Raw genomic sequence first — 25,425 nt, forward strand, 5'->3', positions numbered from 1 at the left:
TAACATGATTGGACAGCTTGTCATCTGTCACAAGGAGTAAATTAATTTTATCGTTCATGTACTTATGGCTTACAAATATTCCAAAAGAAATAGGAAATATTAAGTAAAGATGTATTTATAAATACAATTTATGAGTTTTTTGGTACTTATAACCTTCTGAAAGGTCTAATTAGAGGACATTGCAAGAGAAGTTCAATAAAATCACATCTCTTTACTACATGCATAAAACTTAATAAATTCTATATCCCCTTTCTAAAGTCTTAGTTGGTTTGACGCTAATGAAAATAAATAAAATTTCAAAAGCGAAAAAATAGACATATCTATCAAAAAATCGTTCATATACTCCTTTGCTAAAGATTGAGTAAGCTTAACGAAGAAGCAGCTTCTGCAATACGGTTTATCTGCAAGAGCGGGTTTAACAAGATATTTTATGATCCTGGTTAATCCCGCCCCTACTTTCAATATCAATTTGTAATAGTTATTAACTTTATTTAAGTTAACTTAAACACTATTTTGTAATCTTGTTATTTCAAATATGGACAATGCTCTTGAATAAATTGCAGTAAATGATGTGATTCGTGGAGTCAAATATTAAACATTTATAATAGTTAATCATTTTTAGAATAAGTCCGGCTGGTATTTATTGTAATAGGTGTGCAGGCATCAAATTTAGATAATTTGCTGGATTGGGGAAAGGAAAAAGAAGATCAATGTCTCCAAATACAAGACAGTTTTTATTTACATACAAGAGCGTATTTTATGACTCAAAATATCACTGGTTATCAAATAGAGACGGTTAAGAAAATCAACAACGAACAAATTGAGCAAATTCTCAAAGCGATTATTGCTGGCAAGTATTCCTGGGCATGTGTTTTAATTCTGCGGTTTGCTGGGTATAATCCCATAGACTATATACCTTACCGCACCTACATTCGGCTGCTCAAGAATAACTGCTTAGTTGAAAGTTCAAAACAAAATAAAACTGATACTAAAGCTGTAGAAGCATTAAGCCTGAAATCGACCTGGCTTCATCTTTGAAAATGAAAATAATCAAGATAGTACGATTACTATAAATGAATGTTAGAAATTGAGACTATTTCAAGGAAAGTGACCACAAAGTTCCACGAGGCAAGGATGAAGACTGAAAACTTTAAATGTCCGGTTCTTTACAGATATCTATTTGTTAAAGGCGTTTCCACAAAGACCAATTAAGAAGAATATCTGTTAGATAGCCTGAAATTTTATAATTCATACTTTTTTGGTCATGCCATCCTTAGCAATTATGACTTACCCAGTTACTACCCCTAATAGTTATTTGCAACCTACTCTGAAAGAGATTATATGGCAGAAAAAGCATGAAGTTGCACAGATCCAGCAAGAGATGTCTTTGGCTTCTTTGCAACGCCAGTTAGCTGCTGCGCCGACTGTGCGAGATTTTATCTCTGCTTTGCAACAGAGTTATTACAGACCTTGTATCATTGCAGAGGTGAAAAAAGCATCCCTAATTCATGGAATTATTAAAGCAGACTTGGACTCAGTAGCGATCGCCAAAGCTTATGAACGTGGTGGCGCAACTTGTATCTCTGTCTTCACCGATCAGAAGTTCTTTTATGGCAGCTTTGAAAATTTACGCACCATCCGCTACCGGGTAAAATTGCCTCTACTGTGCAAGGAATTCATTTTAGATCCCTGCCAAATTTATTTAGCACGGGCAGCAGGCGCAGATGCGGTGCTATTAATTGCGGCAATTCTCTCAGATAAGGAACTTCAAAACTTTTTGCGAGTGATTCACTATTTGGGAATGAATGCCTTGATAGAAGTCCATACTTTAGCAGAACTAGATCGGGTGCTAAAGCTTGATGATGTACGCCTAATAGGAATTAACAATCAAAGTTTAGAAGATTTTAGCGTCAAAATTGACACAACTGAGCAACTACTGGCTGCTAGGCGATCGCAACTACAAAGCTTGGGCATTATGGTTGTTAGTGAATCTGGCTTGTATACACCTGTTGATTTATCCCTTGTAGCTGAAGCTGGTACACATGCCGTTATACTTGGCGAATCTCTAGTTAAACAAGAAGATATACAACAGAGTGTGCGTAATCTGCTCAAACCTACAGCTATTTTCAGATAAATAGACCAAATTCTGTATATCTTTGCTTTGCCGCATTCTTGCTTTTCTAATCAAGCTTTTTGGGATTAGCGTAGAGGCAAAAAGGCTTATCGTCAAACATTGCTCATTAAAAAGCAGATGTTGTAATTTTGGTGTATAGTGTAACCCTCGACTTTAACAGATTTTGGGTTGACACTTTATAGACTGGCTGAAAATTCATAAATTTATACGGAATTAATACCAGCAACACTGAAATTGATAGCAACAACATCACTTATGAGCAAAATTATGAACACAACCAAAAGATATTTTTTACCCCTGATTTTTGTGACAATGGTTGTCAGCCTCAGCAGTTGTAGTTCTAACCCCACCGCTCGTAATATTGACAGCCCAAAGCCAGAACCTATAACAACACCAACGAATAGCTTATCTTCTCAAACTCCTAGCCAAATTCCTAGCGTAGCTCAGTTGAGAGAAAAATCTCCTAATCAAGAATCTCCTAAAGAAAACACGCCTTCCTCATCAATTCCTAAAGCTGTCACCAGCAAAACTACTAATGTCACGCTATACACAAGTGATAGCCAGTGTCAAGATTTCATTTATGAAAAGGTTTCAGTATCAGCCGAAGAACCAGTTGCAAATGTAGTAAGTAAGATATTAGAAAAACGAGATACAAGCGACTTTAGCTTGTCTGGATATCGTGTCAACATCAAAAATGGCGTTGCTACAGTTGATCTGCGAATATCTCCTGATTCAAAGCGGCAAATAGCTTCTCTTTCTAGTTGTGAACAGTTTGCTCTGTTTGGCAGTCTCCGCAAAACCTTAATGAGTAATAGCCAATGGAATATTAAAAAGGTTCGCTTCACTGAGCGGGGTGAGGATATTGTTCTTTAGCTAAAGAAGCTAAAAGGATTTTCAATCTGAACAGCCAGAGGACTTATAGATCAGCAGTTGCCAAAACATTATGTGTTTTAGCCAATTGAAAACATCTGTAAATAGTGGTATAATTTACCTCAGCGTTAAATTTATGGCAGCAATTCGCGGGCGTAATTCAGTGGTAGAATGTCATCTTCCCATGGTGAACGTCGTGGGTTCGAGTCCCATCGCCCGCTTTAAAGTTTAGAATCTAAGCTACCAATATGATTATTTATCTTGGTATGTATGGTTTTGTGTCAGATGCAGGGAACAAAAGCGTCTAGACGCTCGCTAATAGATGACGGCTAATGGTAAAAAACAATTAGCGATTCGCAATTAGCACTATGGCAAATTTTCTCCAACCACCAAGATTACGCATTGGTGAAGACACTGAAGAAGAACGACGCGCCACTTGGCTAGAGCTTTTTTATGATTTGGTTTTTGTAGTTGCAGTTTCTCAACTCGCCCACAATCTCAACGAGGATATCTCTCTATCAGGATTATTTGGGTTTGTAGTTCTATTTATACCGGTTTGGTGGTCATGGATTGGTACCACATTCTACGCCAACCGTTTTGATAGCGATGATGTAGGACATCGACTACTGATTGGTATACAAATGCTCACAGCAGCAGCAATGGCTATTAATATCCACCACGGTTTGGGTGAGAGTTCCCCTGGTTTTGCCATTTCTTATGCTCTAGGCCGGGCTGTGCTTGTAATAGAGTATGTCCGTGCTGGAAGACATATCCCGTCCGCACGTCCTTTGACTACTCGCTACGCTATTGGTTTTGCGATCGCAGCCTTGCTTTGGTTGATATCAGCATTTGTACCCATTCCTTGGCGGTTCGGATTTTGGGCATTAGGAATCATTATTGACTTTGCTACACCTTTAACAGGATACAAGTTTCAAATAGGATTACTTCCCCACGCCTCCCACTTACCGGAACGTTTCGGGCTATTTACCATTATTGTCTTGGGTGAAGCAATCATTGCAGTGGTCAATGGTGTTTCTGAGCAGAAATGGGATATTTTAACTGTGATTTCTAGCGTGTTTGGTCTGATTATCGCCTTTAGCTGGTGGTGGGTTTATTTTGATAATCTGGGTGGTAAACCTATTGAGACGGCGCGGACAGAAGGAAAGGCAAGTGTTGTCAATCTCTGGTTATACACCCATTTACCGCTAGTGATTGGGATTACTGCTGCTGGTGTTGGTGTAGAACAAATTTTGTTAAGTAAGGCAACTTTAGCACTACCTGATTCCCAGCGATGGCTCATCTGTGGTTCAGTAGCATTATGCTCTCTGGCTGTTAGTATTCTTCACCGATTTGGAGTGATCCGTTATTGCAAAATTCGTTCCCAGTACCGACTTGGGGGTGCAGTTATGCTGCTAGCGATCGCTATCTTTGGCAAAGGTTTGTTACCTGTTGCAGTCATTACCCTTGTAGCAGTAGTTTCTGCTGTCCAAGTCGTTCAAGATTTGTATCAGAGTCGTCCTACTACCCGCTTGGTTGACCCGGAAATTTAGTTTAGGGACTTCCAAAAATAAATTATCCAAAATTATTTGTCCATTTGTAGGGGCGCACAACAAGCTGTGCGCCCTTACTCAATTCGTAGCTGTCTATCAGAGGTAGCAGAACCAAAGGAGGAATGTCATCGTTGGAAGATGTACCTTTAGGTATTTAAGTCAAGCAGACGAAATATTTATTAATATTATAAATAGGCAGTGTAAATTCAACGGCAGGAGCCAGAAAAAATTCTTAGTGGCAGGTATTTCGCATCAATCATCAAATTTCTCAACAACGGGATAGAAGCTCATGAAAGACCAGAAACCATCGGACTCTAAGCAATTCGTCGGAAATCTCAAGAACGGGATTTGGCTGTTTGGACTGTCATCCTGGGTATTTGGCATTACCGATCGCAGTATTGCTTCATTTGCGGATGGCTATCTATCAGCTTTAGACTTGACGCAACTATTCACTGCGGCTACATTCTTTGTGGCGTGGCTATTTTTGAAACCGGCATCCAGAGTTTAAGATCGGCGGCTGGTTGAGTATCAAGTCACTCTTAACGCTAGTACTGTCAAGATTCGGAAAGTTAGGGTATTGTCAAAGTCGAGTAAGTAAGCCCGTGGATTTTACTTATGATGGGTTCGGGAATTTTTCACCATCCAGACTTCTCAAATTGTTGCTATATTGGATCTTTTTCCTTTTGAGGTGAGAGTTATAGCTTTTTTGATTTGGGTGTATCTAAAAAAAATTTCTAATTTTCCGGAATTGATTAGGCTCAGGTGGTAGTCTCTATCAGACAAGCGATTTATACTGAAACTCTATAACGAAACCTTCGGGGTATATAACCCCATATTAAAAGCCCGGTCTTCATGACCGGGCTTTTATTAAGACTTAGGAGTTAGGAATTGTTCTTAATTCCCAACTACTAATTAAATTAGGCAAAAGCAGCAGTTGTTACATCGTTATTCGATAGAATTTCTTGCAACTCTTCGGCATCTACCGTTTCTTTCTCAACCAACATTTGGGCAATTTGATCTAAAATGTGGCGATTGCCTACTAACACTTCTTTAGCGCGTGTATAGGCTACATCCACAAGTTTACGCACTTCTTCATCAATGGCGGCGGCAGTTTCTTCAGAGAAATCACGCTCTGACATGATATCTCGTCCCAGGAACATGTTACCTTGCTGACGACCAAGAGCGACTGGGCCTAAGCGATCGCTCATGCCAAATCTGGTGATCATCTGACGCGCAACCCGTGCTACTTGTTGGAGGTCATTAGAAGCACCAGTTGTAACTTCTTCTTCACCAAAGATTAGTTCTTCAGCAATCCGACCACCCAAAGCCACAGCCATCTGATTTTCCAGATAAGCGCGGCTGTATAAACCAGTGTCCATCCGGTCTTCGCTGGGGGTAAACCAAGTTAAACCACCTGCGCGACCGCGAGGAATGATGCTAATTTTCTGTACTGGGTCATAGTCGGGCATTAAAGCACCAACTAAGGCGTGACCAGCTTCGTGATATGCTACCAAGGTTTTGCGCTTTTCGCTCATTACCCGGTCTTTCTTCTCTGGCCCAGCTAATACGCGATCGATCGCGTCGTTGATTTCATCCATCGAAATTTCAGTCAAATTCCGGCGTGCTGCCAAAATTGCGGCTTCATTCAACAGGTTGGATAAATCTGCGCCAGTAAATCCAGGGGTACGACGAGCAATTTTATCCAAGTCCACATCTTTCGCCAAGGTTTTGCCACGGGCGTGTACCTTGAGAATTTCGCTGCGTCCAGCGTAATCAGGACGGTCTACCACAACTTGACGGTCAAAGCGACCAGGACGCAATAAGGCTGCATCTAGAACGTCAGGACGGTTGGTAGCGGCAATAATGATGATGCCAGTATTACCTTCAAAGCCGTCCATTTCGGTGAGCAACTGGTTGAGGGTTTGTTCCCGCTCATCGTTACCACCACCTAAGCCGGCACCCCGTTGACGACCTACAGCGTCAATTTCATCGATGAAGACGATACAAGGAGCATTGGTTTTAGCTTGTTCAAACAAATCGCGGACGCGGGATGCACCCACACCGACGAACATTTCCACAAATTCTGAACCGGAGATTGAGAAGAAGGGTACACCAGCTTCACCAGCTACGGCACGCGCGAGGAGGGTTTTACCTGTACCAGGAGGGCCAACTAACAGTACACCTTTAGGGATTTTTGCACCAACGGCGGTAAAGCGATCGGCGTTTTTCAGAAAGTCTACAACTTCGTTTAATTCCAACTTAGCTTGGTCAATACCAGCTACATCGCCAAATGTTACCTGAGTTTGTGGTTCCATTTGCACTCTGGCTTTGGATTTGCCAAAGTTCATCGCTTGGCTGCCTGGGCCACTTTGAGCGCGACGTAGCAAGAAGAATAAGCCAACTAAAAGCAATACAGGGAAAAATAAGCTACTTAGTGCCTTAAACCAAAATCCTTCATCGGTTTGGGGCAAAACAGAAATATCAACGCCTTTAGAAGTCAAAGTATTGATCAAGTCTGGATCGTTGACTAAAGTAACAATCCGTTTAGCCGGGTCATATTTGGGTGTAACCAGTGCTGTGGAGCGATCTGCACTCAAACTGACTTTTTCTACTCTGTCTTGTTGAACTTCTTGAATAAAGCGACTATATCGCCATGTCTCTCTACTTTGGGGTTGTTTGTCAAAAAATGCTGTTCCCAGCGCAATTACGACAATAAACAGCAGCGCGTACAGCCCTGCATTTCTCCATCTTTTATTCACTAAGGTCTATCCTCCGGTATTTTTCGCGCAATCGCCTAGCTTCTCTGCTCGCAAAGGTGATTATTAAGAATTATGTTAACTTATCTTAAGATATAACAAATTTGGCGTGGTTGTCATGCTAAAAAAGCTCCCTTGTTAGCTGAAAACTATGATGGTAGGGATTATATTGTAGCGACCCTGAAGGCAGATGAACGGTGTGAATGGGAATAATTTCTACCACACTATTAGTGTAGGCGATCGCTTCAAATCTCTGGACTAACTCGACGCTCCAAGTTTCTTCTCGCACTGGCTGGTGGTGCTTTTGCAACCAGTTTACAAGTTGCGATCGCACAATTCCTGGCAAAATTCCGGCCTTTATTGGCGGCGTGTACCAACTGCGATCGCACCATCCCCAAAGGTTGCCTGTACTGGTTTCTAGCCAATTTCCTTGAGCATCGACTAATATTGCTTCTTGAGCATCTGAGCTAGTTTTTGCCAACCAAGCACTCAAATAGTTTCCAGTTTTATGAGAGGGGAGAGAGCGAGAAAATTCAGGACTCGCAACTGCACACGAAATACCAATTTTTTGTTTTTCCGTCAAATCTTGTGGTAATAATCTACCAGTTATCCATTCCCGCCCATCGGGAAAGAGGGTAATTCTGAGAACGGGGAAGTGTGGGAGAAGAATTTGAGCGCCTTGACGCAGACGGTTCCAATCGGGTTGCTGCCAAGCAAAAGTTTGGATTGAGAAAAGTAAGCGATCGCAGTGTGCTTGCCAATTAGTTAAATTACTATCTAGCGAGTTCTCATAAACCCGCAACGTTGTAAAAACAGTTGCCCCATAAAGTAAACCCGGATCGTTAATGTTTAATTCTAGGGTTTGGGAGTCAATTAATTTACCGTCATACCAAAAAATATTATTTGTCACAACCAAATTGCTTATTGCTACAACTCCATTGAAAAGTGATGACTTGTAATACTCATACGCTGCATGAGATAAAATCTGTGGGCTGCATATCGCTGAACACCAGAATCAAGACTCAGGTGTTTACAGTCATGATTTTTTGCATATTCAATTAGCCACTGAAATAATTGTTTACCGTAGCTGTGTGACCGTTTCAATTCATCAACAATTAAATCATCAATATATAAAAACTTCCCCAATGCTAAACAATTAGAAATGCGAAATCCCGCGACTGCTACAGCTTGCTTTTCTACTTCCAAGAATACAATTTGATATCCTTCCTTCATTTGATATCGAATTTGTTCTACAAACTTAGTCTGTTCAAGATGAGGGCGCAACTGGGAAATAACAGGAAAACACCCTAAGATTTGCAAGTCAGATTCTGCCAATTGTATTGACATCAGTATTACCTTATTCCCTTACTCAATCATGTATGAGTAACTCGAAACTAATTAAGCGAATATAATCCTCTATTACACTTACATTAATTTAATCTTTAGGGGGGAATATAATTTTATTAGTCCCTTCAGCAGTTGTAACTATTTTTCCTCCCAAAGCTTCGATTTCCTTAATTGCGCGTTTCTGAGTTATTTCATCAGCATGATTATTTAAAACCATTGACCATGTAGAAATTTGAGCGTATTTACTATTAGGATTTCGACTCAGGAATTCAGCAGTTCTTTGGGAAGTATTAGCTACAAGTTGACTTTCTGAATCTGAAAATTTACTCGCCCAGTTTGCCGCCATTGCAAAAGACTGTTGGGCAGCTTTAGCGTTGCCTAAAAATAATAACTCATCGACTCCTTTATAACGCCAAACATAATAAGACCTTTCGGGAACTGAGGGAGATAGTGATTTTAAACCTTTCTCTGATAGTGCGATCGTGCGTTCTGGCATAGCAGCATACAATGAAGTACTGATAGAAAGACTCCGATACGCGGCTAAAAATCGTGGATCACGTTCTAAAATTAATTCAAAATATTCTGGACTTAAACTATAACCTGTTTTATCTCGAACTTTATCATCTCCGAAGTATTGTAAAAAATTGAGATATACCATATCTGCAATTAAATTTTCATAACCAAAACTAGGCATTTTTTTGAGAAAATTCAAACGCAGATGTTCTGATTTTATTTCTTTTTCCAGGGTCTCTAAAGAGGCAGATTGTTTACTGTCTATAAGTTTTTGCAATTGAGGGAATTGAATCAAGCCAATTCCTAAAATAGACACACAAATTATAAAAGATGTAGCTATGGGCTTACGCTGCAACAACATATTTTTCTTGTCTTATCAGGCACAAGTAACTCATTATATATAATATACTTCTTATAAAATTACTCACCTATATAGTTACAGAAGAGTATCCATTAAGCAGCTACTATCGTAGTCTATCTTTACCTCAAGAGAAACTGAAAACAGGTAGAACCGCAAACGAAGCTTGAGTGCTATATTATACATAATTTAATAAACGTAAACCATAATTTATGCTTTCTTATTTGCAAAATCCAAATAAAGTATTTTCTTTTTTGAGATGAAATTAGTTGCTACAAATTCTAGCTTTACTTTTCTTAAGCAACAAATTCTGAAATTATTAAGTTCATTTGATATTACTGAGTTTTGTTAAGTAACAGTAGTAATATTTAGAACATCATTTAGAATAAAATTTTGTTCGCAATTAGACCTGTTGTGTCCTTAATCTTATGCTAGATACTGTAGTTACGAACAACTTGGAAAATAATAGCCTATCCATTAAGGCAAAAAATAGTGATTTTAAAAAAATAGTTACTAATCTTAATGCCGATAAAAAAGGGCTGGATGTTGATGAAATTATTGATGCCATCAAAACAGTAATAGTTGAAGCTATTGATTTAAAAATTACTACTTGGGTAGCAGAGTCATCCGATCAGCAACAAAATCACATAGAAGCAGCCAAACCAGGTAATCGAATATATACCCGAATTAATCTTGTTAGTGGTGATATCCAAAATGAGATTGGTAGCCAATTTACTGATAGTGGCCCCTATAAAGAAATCCGCGAATTTCATTTGACTCAAATTAGAGATGGTAGGGAGATCATTCATAAGAATATAGAAAGTGTGGAAAAGTTGTATGGATTTTTTATGGAAATCGTAAAAAATCACAAAAAATCAGAACTTTAAGTATTCTTTGTTGATCACCCATTTAGGCTAAAGTGGCTACCGAAACCTAGCCAGATTCTTAGGTTTATTTGCTTATATCTAGCTATTAATATAATGCTACAGTTCAGAACTGTCAGAGGGTTAAACTATGGTTAATAATATTCAAACTAAAGACCAAAATGTTAGTCAACCTCAAGAGATCCAAAACCAAGCTAGAGACTTGTTAAATAATTTAGTATCTTCTGTACAGACATTAGTTTCTGACATCACAGCCTTAGAAGTAAATACGATGGTTGTAGAAAGAATTAATGCTTCAAAGTTTAATGCTTGGGAGGCATATCAAGAAATTTATTCTATACACGATCCTGACTACTTTGAAGCAAAAGGTATTCCAGAAGAAGGTTCTCAAGCTCAAGAACTGCATAAGCGTTATAGAAGTCTATTTAACCAAATTGAAAGAGAATATTTTTACCTTCTTCTTGAAGAAGGTTCAGATTTTTATAATCCACAGGATGAGCGGGTAAAACGATATCGCCAGAGGCTTGAATATGCGAAGAAGCATCAACCAAACCTAGTCGAAGCCGATCAGGAGAATGTGAAGCTAGCTCAACCAATACTACCTGCTCCAACTCCCGTTCTTGATGACAAAGATGGAAACCATCAAGAAGATTGGATTGAAACTTTTAAAGAGATTCAAAGACTTTTAAATAATGATAAATTTGTTCGTACCCTACGTAAAATGTATGAACTTAAAGCTGCGCTTGATGGTGGTAACGTCACAAGTACCAAAACTGATATTATTTTTGCTCAAACTGTTATGCAGTTAGATGGAGATATAATTACTCGTTACCATAAAGAACTGTTTAGTTTATCTGAAGATGCTAAAAATTTAATCATTAATACGCATAATCAAGGAGTTATTTCTGGAGAAAAGCAGTGGCGTGGAACATTTAGTTTTTTGATTAGTTTGGTACAGGGTATCGCAAATTTATCTCGATAATGAACGCCAACATAACAAAAATAGACAACCAAGCTGATGTTGTACTCTCTCTATTTCTACAAGTTCCTCAAGGCGATCGCTTTCAACTTAAGGTTGAGCGATCGCAGTGTAGCTTTTACCTAAGTGAGATAGTTGTAGAACAGATTCAGCAAGCACAAAAAGCTGGTGTTTCTCTATACATTCCGCCAAAACTGATAATTCCTCTTTGGTATTATGCCTATTTGGGCAATAATGTTGTTTTCGGAAATAAAAAAGAAGTTACTGAAAAAGAAGTTAGTAGTTTTTTTTACGCTGCTGTTATAGTCAATATTATAAAATCTTTTTTGAGTAAAACTGCATGGAGCAAAGCAAGTTTACAGTCTGGAATCACCTTTAATTCTTACTATGAGCAGCCTGAATCAGCTTCAAATGCTTATCAAGAGAAAGATATTATTTTGCAAAGCACTATTCTTCTTCATGGTGATATATTCCACAAAATGAAGTTGGATTTTATGCAAAATTCCAACTGTTCCACAATTATCTCTGCTCATTATTGGCTAACTGAACAAATACTAAGTTGCTTTCGCACTAAACTAAATCTGCTAGTTTGGGAGATAGCTTCGCTGTTTCCTGCTGGTTTGGTTGTCTCCAGTTTACATACAGCAAACTTAATATTATCAATATTTGCTTTCATCGGCTTCAGTATACTATTTGCTACTACTCGCTATGTACTTATAAATCAGCTTCAAAGACGTACTTCCATCAACTCTAAATTTATAAATTGGTTGGCATGGACGCTGATTTGTATTATCCCTATCTTTGTTGTTAGTGCTATTCATAGCTTTAGGGATGTTAACGCATTATTCTTGTCATTCTTGTCACTTATCGCCCCAAAAATTTCAGAGTACGTTTTAAATTTTCTAAGACCACTAGTTGGAAAACTCATCTTACGTCGGTTACTATCGAACCTAGATTAAGCATAATGCAAAACTTTTCTTTTTTAGCGGCATCATAACGTGCTGAGAACATCCCCGATGCTTGCGCTAAATTCTTAAGCTAAAGGCTTCGCCGTCAACTTTACTTTGTATGCCTTGCAAAGGAAAGGATGACAGTGTTCTTATCAGAGGTCTTAGTATAAGACATCTCCAGAAATTAATTATCCGTTACCTAATAATTTTTAGTTTTTTAATATTTGCCAACAATGTTGAGCGATCGCCCAATCTTCTTGAGTATGAATAACTAATACCCGTACTGTTGAATCGGGTGTAGCAATATCCTCATCCACAGGCTGCTGCTGATTTTTATTAAGATCAAGCTTCAATCCCAAAAAACCAAAGGCTTCACAGGCAGCTTGGCGAATTTCCGCAGAGTGTTCACCCACACCTGCTGTAAACACCAAAGCATCTAATCCACCCAAACTGGTAAGCATTGCACCGATACCAGAACGTAGATGATGCACGTAGATATCCCAGGCCAATTGAGCGCGGGAATTACCTTGAGAGATCGCTTCTCTAACTTCGCGCATATCGCTAGATACACCCGAAATTCCCTTTAACCCAGAGGCTTTATTTAATATCTCATCCAACTTTTCGACGGAATAATCGCAGTACCGCAATAGATAAATTAGAATTCCCGGATCAACTGAACCAGAACGACTACCCATCATTAATCCTTCTAAGGGCGTGAATCCCATTGTGGTATCAATACTGCGGCCGTTTTTTATCGCTGCTAAAGAGCAACCATTACCCAGATGACAAGTAATTAATCGCTCAGGTGGAACATCTCGACCGAGGATTTGGGCAGCACGTTGAGAACAGTATTGGTGACTGATACCATGAAACCCATAGCGACGAATACCTTGCTCTACCCACTCATAAGGGCCGGGATAGATTGCTGCTGCATCGGGGAGAGTAGCATGAAATCCAGTATCAAAGACTGCGACTTGGGTGACATCTTTGGAGATTTCTTCAATTGCTTCTATACCTTCCAAAGCAATTGGATTATGCGCTGGAGCAAGATTAGATAAACTAGCGATCGCCTTTTTTACATCTTCTGTAATTACCACACTATCTTGATAATCCTGTCCACCATGTACTATCCGATGCCCTACCACATCGATTTCTGACAACTGATCTATTACTTTGGTAGCGCCATCACTAAGAGTATGGAGCATATAAGTGAGATGTGCCTGTGGGGAATCATCAGAGATGGTTTCTTGCAGTGTTGCACCTGTAGCAGTTTTCACCTCAATTTCTGCCACACCGCGATCTTGAGTCCAGTTGATTTTCCCTTCCCAAAGGGGTTGAGATGCTTGGGTGGAGAAAGCCTCATCTGCAATCTCATACAGACAACTCTTTTGGGTACTTGATCCGGCATTCAACACCAATATCTTCATAGGACAACATAAAAACATGACCTCTTTTGATCATGTCACTAAGTGTAGCCTGATGCTTCTAGCCTATAGGCATAATATGCGGCAAAGGCATGTTTCCAGCGCTAAAATTTGTTGAATTATTTTTCAAAGCGATCGCTCATAGATTTTCTATGAACTCTTCCGGTGTAACTTGCGCTTGCTTAAGAATGCCACTCAATGTCCCTACCTTTAATTCTTGATGTAGGGGTACAACACAGCCAGTTGTGCCTTTCGGCGTTTGCTTCTTCATCACAACATGGCTACCTGTTTGTCGAATTTGTTCAAAACCCAAACGCTCCAGTGCCCGAATCGCCTCTCTACTTGAGATTCGTGGCAACTTAGGCATAGGTGATTTCAATGCTGGTCATATACCTTGGAGATGTTTCAGGTAGAGGAAATTCCTCTAAGTAAAGCTGCGTTGCCTCTCTCAAGCTAGCAATTGCCTGTTCGATTGTCTCTCCCTGATCAACCGTACCAACTTCGGGACACTCAGCTATATACATATCATCCTCTTTATAAATGAGGACTGCAAAGCTGCGAGTTTTCATCGTACTGTATCCTCAACCCTTTTTATAGTAAGCATAGCATCACCCTTTATCTATAAAGATCGCCGCTAATGATGCAGCAACCCCCTGATTAGTGGCACATTTTCAGCCAGAAGACTTTGATATTCTTTTTCGGAGATGTCTAATACTCATTGGATTCAAGGTTTTGTTTCATCTCTGCACCAACGGCACGAGCAGCCGGATCTGAACTTTGTAGCAGTCTACTTGACACATTGTGCTGTTCAATTTGGCTGCGGTTTTGACTAAGTTTATACTTACCTTCCAAGCGGGTAACAGTTATTTCAAACCCCACAATTCCATTCATCATACCTTCACGAAATCCGTTAGATAAACTGTGCCAATGCGATTTGTAGTCAGCTTCGTAGGTATCTATCATCTCGTTGATCATTTGGTTCATTGATTCTGGGGAGTCATTGAGCATAATGACTTTGGGAACCCCATAGGCATGGACAGCAATATAGTTCCATGTTGGTACGCTCTCATGCTTTTCATACAAGGTAGGGGAAATATAAGCGTGTGCCCCAGTGAAAATAGTAAGTAATTCAGTGTCAAGGGCTTGCGATTGAGGATTTTGCTTTGCCAGATGACCAATTAATTTAATAGTATCATCTTGCATTGCAATAACAAGAGGAATATGGGAGGCATAAGGCACACCATCTATGATTGATACCAACGTAGCAAAACTATTCGCTTTCATAAAAGCGATGAGTTTATCAACATTATCTTCTTGAAAAGCAGTTGGTCTATACATGGAGATTTAAGCTTACTATCAACTTATAAAAGTCTTGTTAACTCTCATTTATATAGCAAGTAGAAAATTCCGATTTCTCACTGTCCCTTTTCTCAATTCGGCAAATCTTCAACCTGCATTAGATCCAATTCTCGCTCAAATATCTCATCAATTGGCAACATTTGACCATCAACAGTCATAAATTTATGGTTTTTTGTTGCCCGAATCGCTGAACCATCTTCCAAGCAATACTCAAACACCTCTTGTTGTCCGCGATCGTGCCACTGTGCTACAGGTTGCGTGTAAATATTTCCATTACTATCAACGCTATAAACAGTACATTCAATGCGTTTTTCTACAATTTGTCCAATCGGTAATAATCCATATTCTACTGTCAATATTTCCGTGTCATAACTTAAACAATATTCAGCAAACTTCAACATTTGCTCAAATAATTCATCCGCAACTTTTTTCGGAACACCATTTTTCGCTGCGCCATCTACGAATTTTTCTCGCTGCTTTTGCATCTCAGAAACTTTCTTTTTACCCATCGCTCGACGCAGCAAGTCAGCTTGTCCTAAAGAATATCCCGCCATATCTTGAGCAATTTTCATGATTTGCTCTTGATAGACCATAATTCCATAAGTTTCGTCTAATATTGGTTCCAGAATTTGGTGTTGATAGTCAATTTTTTCTCGGCCGTGTTTGCGGTTAATAAATTTAGGAATCAGCCCTGCATCTAATGGCCCAGGTCGATAAAGTGCTAAAATTGAAGAAATATCTTCTATATTAGAAGGCTTCAAATCTCGCACGATCTGACGCATTCCCGAAGATTCTAATTGAAATATCCCTTCTAACTCACCTGCTTCTAATAACTCATAAGTTTTTTGTACATCTTTTGGCAAGCTGCTATGTTCCCCTTTAGCTAATATCTTCTGGGCTTTTCTTTCCTGGCGGGGAATTTCATCAGGATCAACCCGATATCCTCTCGTTTCTTGAATCAAATCAACGGTCTTTTGAATCAGCGTCAGGTTCCGTAAACCCAGAAAATCCATTTTCAACAAACCCATTGATTCCAAGTCTTCCATGAAATACTGGGTAATCACAGAACCATCATTATTTTTCTGTAGCGGGACGATTTCATCAAGTGGTTCGTCTGAAATTACGACCCCGGCTGCATGAACACCAAAGGTTTTGTTAGTTCCTTCAATTCGCATCGCCATATCCAGCCAATGGCGAACATGGGGTTCTTTATCATATTTCTCTTTAAACTCTGGTTCTGGAGTTTTATCGGAAACCATCACCTTGAGTTTTGTTGGTTTTCCCCGCACTACAGGAATTAATTTCGCCATTTTGTCAGCTTCCCCGTAGGGAATATTCAATACTCTGGCGACATCTTTCAAAACTGCTTTAGAAGTTAGACGATTAAAAGTAATGATTTGAGCAACTCTATCTGCACCGTATTTTTCAGTGACATATTCAATAACTTTATCCCGTTGTTCAATACAGAAATCCGTATCAATATCAGGCATGGATTTCCGTTCGGGGTTCAAAAAACGTTCAAATAATAGCCCATGATGCACAGGGTCAATATTAGTAATTCGCATTGCATAAGCAACTAATGAACCAGCCGCCGAACCCCGGCCTGGACCGACAGGAATGTTATTATCTCTAGCAAATTTAATGTAATCCCATACAACTAAAAAGTATTTGGAAAAACCCATCTGCTGAATCATTTTCAGTTCGTATTCCAATCTTTCTTTATAGACGGAATCGACTTCTTGGCGAGATTTGCGATTTAAGCGTTCTAAAAGTCCACTCCATGCAACATCTTCGGCGTAAGTGTCAGCAGTATGACCAGAGGGAATAGGGGGTGTAGGAATCTGAGGCTCACCCATAATATGGTAAGGCTCGACTTTATCAGCGACTTCTTCAGTAGTGGTTACAGCTTCTGCAATCACATCATCCGGCAAATGGTCACGAAATAGCTGCCGCATCTCCTCACCAGATTTGAGATACTCTGTGCCGCTATAACGCATCCGCTTATCTTCAATAATTAATTTGCCAGTTTGAATACATAGCAAAGCGTCGTGGGCTTCAACGTCAAAACAAGAAATAAAATGTGAATCATTAGTAGCAATAATTTTAATGCCTAGTTCTCTAGCAATTTTCACTATTTCTACATTCACAATTCGGTCTTCTTGGGAGCCGTGGTCTTGAATTTCTAGATAATAATCATCACCAAATATATCTTTATACCACTGAGCAACTTTCCGGGCTGCATCTGGTCGATTACTGAGAATCGCTTGGGGAACTTCTCCACCTAAGCAAGCACTGGTGACAATCAAGCCCTCATGGTATTGTTTTAGTAAATCTTTATTAATACAAGGACGTGAAAAAATTCCTTTGCCTTGAACACCTTGAAGATGCGAAATTGTGGTTAATTTGACTAAATTTTTGTAACCTTTGGTATTTTTAGCTAAAACGACTTGATGATATTTTGGGCGACGTTCTTGTTTTTCGATATCGCCATTAATTACATACATTTCATTGCCGATAATCGGCTTAATGTTTTGACTACGGCAGATTTTGATCAGTTCAACGGCTCCATACATGACACCATGATCGGTAAGAGCGATCGCTTTCATTCCCAGTGCGATCGCTTGATCTACCAACTCTGGTAGCTGACTTGCCCCATCTAGTAGACTGTAGTCACTGTGAATATGTAAAGGCACAAAGGACATAAGCATCTCCAACCACAAGCCAAGATATCTTTAGGGGCCTACCTTGTGGTATACCCTTTCAAGCCGGATTTTGCAAAGCAACGGAATATTACATTAGCAGTTTTTACCTAAAATTAAAGCTGTTCTTTTTCCGAAATTGTCACTGTTATCAGTGTTGTCTTAATAGTTACAGCAGTTCATCAGCATCTAACTAATGAGTGAAACAGAGAGTACTACTTCGCCTGAAACCAAAGCTAGCCCTTGGTGGCAGCGTATCCCTCTCACATTGCAAATTCTCATCGCCCTAGTAGCCGCAGTCAGCGTTGGAATTGCCCTTGGTGCGGGAAATCCCAATCCCAGCAATGCCACCTTAATTAACAACTTAGCAATTCCGGCTGAGTTGGTGCTAAAGGCTCTCCGCGCCCTAGCTACGCCCCTGATTTTGGTAGCGGTGCTGCATACCTTAATGACTACCGATATCCCCGGTACAGCCGGACGGCGGCTGGCAGTGCTACTTTTGACTAACACTACCGTAGCCATTTTAGTAGGACTTTTGGTAGCGAATGTACTGCGTCCGGGAACGTGGGGCAATGTAGCTACCTCAACAACTACAGAAATACCTACTCAGAGTCTAGACCCTTGGGGAATACTCAAAGATGCTGTACCGGAAGCTGTCCTCAAGCCATTAGTTGATAATAATGTTATTCAACTAATTGTTATTGCCCTAAGTTTTGGCATCGTCCTGCGGGGATTAAAATCTGAACAAATTGCCCAAGGGAAAAAAGGATACCAGCCGATAGAGGATGTCATCGGGATTTTGTTTGAGGCGGTAGTCGGTGTCCTCAACTGGGTAATTGCCTTAGTGCCTTTCGCCGTCTTTGGAATTGTTGCTAAAACAGTTGCTATGCAAGGATTTGCACCGTTTAAATCTTTGGGTGCATTTATTCTGGCGGTGCTGTTAGCATTGGCATTGCAGGCGTGCTATTACCTCACTAGAGTAAAATTTGGTTCTTGGGTACCCCCGCTAAAATTCCTCGCTGGCGGATCTGATGCCTTTTTAACAGCTTTTTCAACTTCTTCCTCTGCGGCGGCAATGCCCATAACCTTTGAGGTTTTGCAAACGAAAGTTGGTTTAAGAGAATCTTCTGCTGCTTTGGGGGCATTAGTAGGGGCAAATTTCAATAATGATGGCACTGCCCTTTATGAAGCAATGTCTGCGTTGTATATTTCCCAACTAATTGGGCAACATCTGACTCTAGGACAGCAGTTAATTGTCATTCTGACCTCGATTTTTGCATCTGTCGGTGCGGCGAATATTCCCAATGCTGGACTGGTAACGATGACATTAGTGTTCACTTCTGTAGGCTTACCAACCCAGTACATTGCTTTGCTAGTTACCATCGACTGGTTTTTAGATCGCTGCCGCACTGCGATTAATGTTATGGGAGATATGACTGTTAGTGCTTTACTTGACGGCAAAAAGCCTCGTTCTCTAGACGAGGCTTAGTTTGAAGCTTTTCAGGTAGCTAATGCTGTTGGGGCCCTTTGGCATCACATTCTTTAGCCCAACAGCGTTCTAGAAGCCGAAGCCGCCAGATCAATGCAAAGCGTTGGGGATTCAATACTAATTTAGTATCGTGACTAAATAAAGGCTGGTTCAGATACTGCCAAAGGGGAAATTTAACTTGGGTGTGTTTTGGAGTCATAAGAACAACAAATATTATAAAAGTTTAGCGGCCATAGTCGGCATTTTGTCTAGCAATTGCCTGATAGTGTTTTTCTAGTTAAAGACTACACTGCGTTTTTGCAATTGTCCTGGTGGCAATTGCGGAATTTCACCAAGTGAATTTATATTATTTCCGCTTTAATACTGAAATTGTACTCACGCCTGACCATTGATGACATCAGTTGAGTTGTCAAGAGTTTTACAGGATAACTTTTTCATCAGCCATCCCTTCAAAAGTGATTTCCAGATTGTTAGGGATTTCCAAGAAATAAATTATCCAAAAAAACGAACCACAGAGGCGCAGAGGGTACGGAGAGATGAAGAAGAGAGAGGATTGTTGTATGAGATTTTTGGATGTTTTTTAATTTGGAAGTCCCTTACTATTCTGAGTGAGTAGTAGATCTCGGGCAGTTAGAGGGTATTTTAAAAGTTGCAAAATATATTATAAATTCCCGCTTCCAAACCTCTCCTCAAAAGTTAAAGAGGCTTTAAAACCCCCATTTCCTTGTAGGTAATAGGACTAGGGGCTTAAGTCTCCGAGGCTTAGATGTTAGCAATCATACTTTTCAAACAACTCTAAGTCAACTGGTCTTGCTTTCTAGAATCAATAATATGGATTCCTATATCTATACCTTTAATATTGCAACTTATGTACGACAACAGCGTATAAATAAAGATAACTATGCCCAGCATCTCTAGCACTTCTTCTATAGTTGTTATGAAGACATAAATCATGTTATGGGGGGTGTAGTAATATTCATAGTATCCACCTACCAATTCACTCACAATTGCACCCGCTACGTATATTGTTCCAGCAATGAAAAATAAGCGTCGTGTCTTGCCAGGAAGAGTAGCGACAAATCGCCCAAATACTAGCAAAAAGAGAAGTACGAAGATAGCTCCCGCAATCACCCAAGCGTAGTAAAGAAAACCACTAGTATTAAATGTATCTCGCAGTGGTCTAGTTAGTCTTTCATGAAAACCGATCAATTCATCTAAGAATAAACCAGCAAAAACTATTGACAATCCTCTCCATGCCCAGACATCTTTATTCTTAGCTAACCTCTGAGCTTGGAAGATGATCTCCAACAGAATAGAACAAAATAGTAAAGCTCCTCCAGAGTAAATTGTAGGAATATTATGCTCGCTGTTGAGATCGAATAGAATGCTAAAGATATCTCTCCCAGGAAAGTCAGGTAGATAGTAGATATTGTAATTAGCTAAAAGACTGACAAAAGCCAAGCACAATACTACGCCTAGCAGGAATTTGAGGGTTTTGTTGGCAGAAAGATATACTTTCAATTTATGCGGTGATGGCAACAAAGCGATCGCATCTTCTGGTTTTATAGAACTTCTTGACTCAACTACAGATATCCTGTCACTCTTAGCATTGTCTGAATAAGACTGGTTTTTGAGGATCTTGCGTCGCTCTGGCAATACAACTTTTGACATGAAGTACTCAATGGTTTGCTGCTTAACAAAACCATGCATTGCCAGAATTTCTCCCAACTGCTCACCACTCAACTCTTGTGTCTTGAGTGCTATATCTAATTCATCTGGAGTAATTAGTTCAGCTTCAACTAAGTACGTCCCAAGCGGCTTAAGCTGAAAACTTTGTATGTCTATTTTCCTAATCAATTAGGATCTCCTTCTTTTTGCTGCCTGAATGTAATAAATTTTTAGGCTTTTAGTCATGAAACATTACAATTACCGATAATATCAGATTTTAAGAGTTTCATAACCTTCGCTTAATCATATTTTGCGTAGGCTAAATTATTGACTATACAAATGTAAAATTATGCTAAAGAAAAGATGAATTTATTATGTAGATACGTCAGTTCTACCGATGCTGTTATTTCTAAACGCATTATTCCTAGCAAAAAAAATAAATCCACCTATCACTCTCATGTGTAGGTGGATTTATTCAGATGTGCAGACATCTAGCGCGGTTGATTGCATTCGTAGCAGACAGAATAAGTAGCAAAAATCCTGCTAGAGTTGCATTGCAGGGCAATCTTCAATTTAGGAGATTACCTATAATTAGTAATGAGTGCCAGTTTTGCGATGGTTGATGGCAGTAACAGCATCAGGTTTGAGTAATTTACCTTCATCCACAGTTGCATATACAACCCAGTGATCGCCACATTCCAGACGTTGATTGACTGAGCATTCCAAATATGCTAAAGCGTCGGTAAAAACAGTACAACCGTTATCTGCAACTGCTGTACTAAAGTTAGCAAACCGATCTTCTCCAGGTGCGAAAGATTTACGGAAATGCTTCATGTAATCTTGATGGTTGCCTTCAGGTAGAATATTTAAGGCAAACTTACCGCCTGGATACATCAAAGATTCGATCGCTCGGTCTTTGGCGATCGCCACACTTATTCCAGGTGGGTTGAAGGTAGCTTGAGAAACCCAAGCGCCTAACATTGCAGTAGATACTTCTCCAAGTTTCGCTGTGATCACGCATACGGAACCAACAATGCGACCAACAGCCTGTTCCACTGGAGTAGCGGCTTGTTGGGGTACACGTACCTTTTTAGCCTTTTTCAGTGTTTGGGCAAAGTCTGTACCTAGTTCTTCACAGAACTTGAGTGTGATATCATCCGGCTTAAACTTTACCTTCAAAGTGTCAAAGCCAAACCGATATCCAGAATCCCGCAGTTTACCTTCTATTAAGTCAAAGGCTTCGCCACTCCAACCATAAGAACCAAAGACCCCAGCGAGTTTGCTGTTGTCACCGCTTGAGATCACAATCCCTAAAGCAGTATGAATGGGAGTTGGCGCATGACCACCGATAGTAGGAGAACCGATGATAAAACCTTCTGACTGTGCAAGGTTGATGCGAATCTCATCAGGGGTGGCAAATTCGCAGTTAATTGATTTGACTGCGACTCCACCTTTAGTTAATCCCAGAGCGATCGCTTGTGCTAAAGTCGCTGTATTGCCGTAAGCTGAAGCGTAAAGCAGGGCAACAGAAATTTCGCGATCGTTATGAGAACGGCTCCATTCACCATAAGCTTTAGTGAGTTCAATTAAGCTGCTGCGTACTAAAGGCCCATGACCCACAGCATACATTCTCACCTGCAAATCTGATATTTTCTCCAAAGCTGCTTGCACATGAGGAGTTTGGGGAGCCATCAGGCAGTTAAAGTAGTAACGCTGGTCTTCTTTGAGCGCTTCCCAATTATCATCAAACACTTCATCACCACAGAGATGAGTTGCAAATAACTTATCTGTGTAGAGAATTTGGGTTTGCTGATCGTAGGTACAAAGTCCTTCCGGCCAACGCGGACTGGGAGTGGGCAAAAATTTCAAAACATGACCTTTGCCTAAATCTAGAGTTTCTTTCCCCCGCATCACCAAGACTTTCAAATCTTGGTCTAGGAAAGCAGCACGTAAATTGTTCGCACCAGGAAGAGAACAGACAAAAGTTACCTGTGGTGCCAGTTCTAAAATTGCTTTGAGCGTTGCAACTCGATTGGGACTAAAATGACCCAGGATTATATAATCCAAACTTTGTAAATCTAAAGTCTGCCGCAATGCCTCTAAATAAACTTCGGTAAAGCTTTCTGGCGGTGGATCAATAAGTGCGGTTTTATCAGCTTCAATTAAATAGCAATTGGAGGTAGTACCTCTTTCAAGTGCATATTCAATTTCAAACCGCAGACGTGACCAACTACGTGCCCTTAGAGCTTTAGTATTTGTAGCAATTGGTAGAACTTGTACGTCGCGTGGCTTGGAATTGGTCATAGCTGTTAAAAGTTAGCGAATTGGGCATTGGGCACTTGTACTGAGCGAAGTCGAAGTATTAGGGATTGGGAATTGGGAATTGGGCATTGGGAACAAGGAGAATAACCCATACTCCTTACCCCATGCCCTACGCCCCATTCCCTACGCCCCATTTTTAGTAGTAATTACCTACTTTGCGATGGCGAACGGCTGTGAGTCCATCGTTTTTAGAGACACGACCTTCTTGGACTGTGCAGTATAAAATCCAGTGGTCGCTGCATTCCATGCTGCTCTGTATTTCACATTCCATGTATGCCAAAGCATCAGTTAGAATCGGAGAACCGTTTTTCGCGGTTTGAGTTTTCACTCCTGCAAAGCGGTCAGCACCGGGATGCAAGCGCTTGAGAAAGTGCTTTTTCAATTCTTGATAATTGCCCTCTTCCAAAACGTTGAGGACGAAGCGATCGCCTACTTGCATTAAGGAATCAATGGCGCGGTCTTTCGCAACGGCAATTGTTAATCCTAATGGTTGCAAACTCGCTTGTGTTACCCAGGATGCCAGCATTGCGCTTGAGGCGTTATCTTTTTTAGTCGTGACTATATATAGTCCACTACTAATCCGACCCAATGCCTTTTCCATGTTGACATCAAGAGACTTGATTTGCTTGATGTTGCGATCGCGCACTAGCAATTGTCCGATGTCTTTACCGGCTTCTTCACACAACTGGAATGTTGATGCGCTGGGAGTCTCTTTAATCCGAATGGGTGGGAAAGCTTCTTTGATGCCAGAGTCAAGAAATTGTCTGCGGAGTGTATCAATGGGTTCATCATCCCCACCGTAACATTCAAACAGCCCAAGAAATTGCTTGTTTTTGGCGACAGCTAGCACTGAGCTGATACTAGCTTGGGCGGCGGCAGCGGTACTTGGGGGCATACCAATAATGATGCCAGCGGCTCTTCCAGCTAGTTCTTGAATTTCTTGGCTCTCAGCAGTACTTAAATCTAGTACTTCTACTCCAACCCCAGTTTTCAGGATACCTTCGGCAATTGCGTGACCAAGGCGCTCGCCATAACCATAATCTGAGACAAAAAACAAGCCTACTGTGGTTTCTGCTTTAGCTTGTTTTTGGCTCCAATTTTCGTAACACCCGGTCAGAACATCTAAATGGTGGTATAATAAGGGGCCGTGACCATTTGCGATAATATTAATCTTTCCTAGATCGCCCATCCGCTTCATCGCATTCAGCAGCGAACGAGCGTTAGGGCCCATCAAGCAGTCGTAGTAAAATCTAAAGTCAGCTTCGATCGCTTCTAAATCTTCGTCAAAGGTGCGATCGTCACAAAAGTGCATCCCAAAAGCATCACAGGTGTAGAGAATTTGGGTTTTGTGGTCAAAGCTAAAGATTGTATCCGGCCAGTGCAGGTTAGGCGCACTCACGAATTCCATTTCGTGTCCTTTGCCGATATCTATGCGATCGCCAGTTTTGACAACCCGCTTAGAAAATGGATCGTGTACTAAGCCTTCCAAAAATTGCAGCGCAACTTTTGAGGCTAAGACGGTAGCTCTAGGAGCTAATTGCAGGACATCTTCTACTAAGCCGCTATGATCTGGCTCTGTGTGACTAACAATTATGTAATCAATTGTTTTGGGGTTAACAAGACCTTTTAAAGTCTCTAAATACAGATCGCGAAACTTCTGGTGAGAAGTATCAATCAAAACTGTTTGTTCACCCCTAATTAGATATGAATTGTAGGTTGTGCCGTTTTGCAGTCCGAATTCGATATCGAAGCGATCGCGATCCCAGTCAAGAGAGCGAATCGCCGTTGTGTTAGGGGCAATTTCTACAGTTTGTATAGTTAGCCGATGTTGAGCGTTCTCTGCGTTGGCCTTGCCGGTCGTAGACATCGCTACCATTATTCGTCTCCGAGCGCAAATTGTCAGGTTTTTCTTCTGCCCCCATTCTCTCTATTATTTTTTGTTTAAGTTGTAATGAATATCAGTTTTTGAGAAATTTAACTTGTATCAATTATTGCTGTTTTGTAGCAAGAAATGTGACTCAAAAAATCTACTCAATAATAATTTATTCCGAAAAATATACTTAGTGTTCTATTTAGCTATTTATCTGACTTTATTCTAATTTAAAAATATCATTTTTTTATAT

At 40.3% G+C, this 25,425-nt stretch carries 22 protein-coding genes and 1 tRNA gene; 10 read left to right on the forward strand and 13 right to left on the reverse strand.

Going from position 1 to position 25,425, the window contains the following annotated elements; genetic code table 11:
* Positions 1 to 759 precede the first annotated feature (759 nt).
* The 6 genes from GNF10_RS21790 (at position 760) to GNF10_RS21815 (ending at position 5,062) form a co-directional block, all read left to right on the forward strand.
* The gene (locus tag GNF10_RS21790) at positions 760 to 1,038 is read left to right on the forward strand and encodes a HetP family heterocyst commitment protein (protein ID WP_185581123.1); all 279 of its coding nucleotides are present in this window, start codon (positions 760 to 762) and stop codon (positions 1,036 to 1,038) included.
* A gap of 244 nt (positions 1,039 to 1,282) precedes the next feature.
* The gene (trpC, locus tag GNF10_RS21795; RefSeq protein WP_185581124.1) at positions 1,283 to 2,134 is read left to right on the forward strand and encodes an indole-3-glycerol phosphate synthase TrpC; all 852 of its coding nucleotides are present in this window, start codon (positions 1,283 to 1,285) and stop codon (positions 2,132 to 2,134) included.
* A 267-nt stretch (positions 2,135 to 2,401) separates the two neighbouring features.
* Entirely contained in the window at positions 2,402 to 3,007 is a 606-nt protein-coding gene (locus GNF10_RS21800) for a sporulation/spore germination protein (RefSeq protein WP_260446091.1), read from the forward strand.
* A 146-nt stretch (positions 3,008 to 3,153) separates the two neighbouring features.
* Positions 3,154 to 3,225 (forward strand) — tRNA-Gly (locus GNF10_RS21805).
* A gap of 147 nt (positions 3,226 to 3,372) precedes the next feature.
* On the forward strand, positions 3,373 to 4,554 hold the full coding sequence (locus tag GNF10_RS21810; protein WP_185581126.1) for a low temperature requirement protein A: 1,182 nt from the start codon (positions 3,373 to 3,375) through the stop codon (positions 4,552 to 4,554).
* A 289-nt stretch (positions 4,555 to 4,843) separates the two neighbouring features.
* Positions 4,844 to 5,062 carry a hypothetical protein gene (locus GNF10_RS21815; RefSeq protein WP_012411184.1) on the forward strand — a complete coding sequence of 73 codons (219 nt, stop codon included), beginning with the start codon at positions 4,844 to 4,846 and terminating at the stop codon, positions 5,060 to 5,062.
* A 409-nt stretch (positions 5,063 to 5,471) separates the two neighbouring features.
* Here GNF10_RS21815 and ftsH3 read toward each other — a convergent pair whose 3' ends face one another.
* From ftsH3 to GNF10_RS21835, 4 genes are all read right to left on the reverse strand, one after another.
* The gene (ftsH3, locus tag GNF10_RS21820; RefSeq protein ID WP_185581127.1) at positions 5,472 to 7,313 is read right to left on the reverse strand and encodes an ATP-dependent zinc metalloprotease FtsH3; all 1,842 of its coding nucleotides are present in this window, start codon (positions 7,311 to 7,313) and stop codon (positions 5,472 to 5,474) included.
* A 118-nt stretch (positions 7,314 to 7,431) separates the two neighbouring features.
* Entirely contained in the window at positions 7,432 to 8,220 is a 789-nt protein-coding gene (locus GNF10_RS21825) for an aminotransferase class IV (RefSeq protein WP_311774199.1), read from the reverse strand.
* 17 nt (positions 8,221 to 8,237) lie between these two features.
* Positions 8,238 to 8,657: a GNAT family N-acetyltransferase gene (locus GNF10_RS21830; RefSeq protein WP_185581128.1), complete on the reverse strand. Its 420-nt coding sequence runs from the start codon at positions 8,655 to 8,657 to the stop codon at positions 8,238 to 8,240.
* Between the two features lie 88 nt (positions 8,658 to 8,745).
* Positions 8,746 to 9,531 (reverse strand): hypothetical protein, encoded by a 786-nt coding sequence (locus GNF10_RS21835; RefSeq protein ID WP_185581129.1) that lies wholly within the window; start codon positions 9,529 to 9,531, stop codon positions 8,746 to 8,748.
* Between the two features lie 425 nt (positions 9,532 to 9,956).
* On the opposite strand from GNF10_RS21835, the gene GNF10_RS21840 reads away from it, so the two are divergent.
* From GNF10_RS21840 to GNF10_RS21850, 3 genes are all read left to right on the forward strand, one after another.
* Positions 9,957 to 10,415, forward strand: coding sequence for a hypothetical protein (locus GNF10_RS21840; protein ID WP_185584763.1), 459 nt, complete (start codon positions 9,957 to 9,959; stop codon positions 10,413 to 10,415).
* 127 nt (positions 10,416 to 10,542) lie between these two features.
* Positions 10,543 to 11,394 carry a hypothetical protein gene (locus GNF10_RS21845; RefSeq protein ID WP_185584762.1) on the forward strand — a complete coding sequence of 284 codons (852 nt, stop codon included), beginning with the start codon at positions 10,543 to 10,545 and terminating at the stop codon, positions 11,392 to 11,394.
* On the forward strand, positions 11,394 to 12,350 hold the full coding sequence (locus tag GNF10_RS21850; RefSeq protein WP_185584761.1) for a hypothetical protein: 957 nt from the start codon (positions 11,394 to 11,396) through the stop codon (positions 12,348 to 12,350). Before GNF10_RS21845 ends, GNF10_RS21850 begins: the two co-directional genes overlap by 1 nt.
* A 200-nt stretch (positions 12,351 to 12,550) precedes the next feature.
* Here GNF10_RS21850 and GNF10_RS21855 read toward each other — a convergent pair whose 3' ends face one another.
* The 5 genes from GNF10_RS21855 to GNF10_RS21875 all read right to left on the reverse strand — a co-directional run bounded on the left by GNF10_RS21855 (position 12,551) and on the right by GNF10_RS21875 (position 17,826).
* Positions 12,551 to 13,768, reverse strand: a complete 1,218-nt coding sequence (locus GNF10_RS21855; protein WP_185584760.1) for an acetate kinase — start codon at positions 13,766 to 13,768, stop codon at positions 12,551 to 12,553.
* Positions 13,769 to 13,904: 136 nt separating this feature from the next.
* On the reverse strand, positions 13,905 to 14,132 hold the full coding sequence (locus tag GNF10_RS21860; protein ID WP_185584759.1) for a type II toxin-antitoxin system HicA family toxin: 228 nt from the start codon (positions 14,130 to 14,132) through the stop codon (positions 13,905 to 13,907).
* Complete coding sequence (locus GNF10_RS21865) at positions 14,125 to 14,334, reverse strand: type II toxin-antitoxin system HicB family antitoxin (RefSeq protein WP_094330857.1); 210 nt, start codon at positions 14,332 to 14,334, stop codon at positions 14,125 to 14,127. Before GNF10_RS21865 ends, GNF10_RS21860 begins: the two co-directional genes overlap by 8 nt.
* Before the next feature lie 139 nt (positions 14,335 to 14,473).
* Positions 14,474 to 15,103, reverse strand: coding sequence for an FMN-binding negative transcriptional regulator (locus tag GNF10_RS21870; RefSeq protein ID WP_185584758.1), 630 nt, complete (start codon positions 15,101 to 15,103; stop codon positions 14,474 to 14,476).
* A 92-nt stretch (positions 15,104 to 15,195) separates the two neighbouring features.
* Positions 15,196 to 17,826, reverse strand: coding sequence for a DNA polymerase III subunit alpha (locus GNF10_RS21875; RefSeq protein ID WP_185584757.1), 2,631 nt, complete (start codon positions 17,824 to 17,826; stop codon positions 15,196 to 15,198).
* Positions 17,827 to 18,019: 193 nt separating this feature from the next.
* On the opposite strand from GNF10_RS21875, the gene GNF10_RS21880 reads away from it, so the two are divergent.
* Positions 18,020 to 19,312 carry a dicarboxylate/amino acid:cation symporter gene (locus GNF10_RS21880; RefSeq protein ID WP_185584756.1) on the forward strand — a complete coding sequence of 431 codons (1,293 nt, stop codon included), beginning with the start codon at positions 18,020 to 18,022 and terminating at the stop codon, positions 19,310 to 19,312.
* 19 nt (positions 19,313 to 19,331) lie between these two features.
* Here GNF10_RS21880 and GNF10_RS21885 read toward each other — a convergent pair whose 3' ends face one another.
* From GNF10_RS21885 to GNF10_RS21900, 4 genes are all read right to left on the reverse strand, one after another.
* Positions 19,332 to 19,511 carry a hypothetical protein gene (locus GNF10_RS21885; RefSeq protein ID WP_185584755.1) on the reverse strand — a complete coding sequence of 60 codons (180 nt, stop codon included), beginning with the start codon at positions 19,509 to 19,511 and terminating at the stop codon, positions 19,332 to 19,334.
* Positions 19,512 to 20,107: 596 nt separating this feature from the next.
* Positions 20,108 to 21,169 (reverse strand): hypothetical protein, encoded by a 1,062-nt coding sequence (locus GNF10_RS21890; protein ID WP_185584754.1) that lies wholly within the window; start codon positions 21,167 to 21,169, stop codon positions 20,108 to 20,110.
* 402 nt (positions 21,170 to 21,571) lie between these two features.
* On the reverse strand, positions 21,572 to 23,284 hold the full coding sequence (locus GNF10_RS21895) for a diflavin flavoprotein (RefSeq protein ID WP_185584753.1): 1,713 nt from the start codon (positions 23,282 to 23,284) through the stop codon (positions 21,572 to 21,574).
* A gap of 154 nt (positions 23,285 to 23,438) precedes the next feature.
* Entirely contained in the window at positions 23,439 to 25,178 is a 1,740-nt protein-coding gene (locus GNF10_RS21900) for a diflavin flavoprotein (protein WP_185584752.1), read from the reverse strand.
* Positions 25,179 to 25,425: the final 247 nt, after the last annotated feature.

It is taken from the genome of Nostoc sp. UCD121 (assembly GCF_014222285.1).
Classification (GTDB): Bacteria; Cyanobacteriota; Cyanobacteriia; order Cyanobacteriales; family Nostocaceae; genus Nostoc.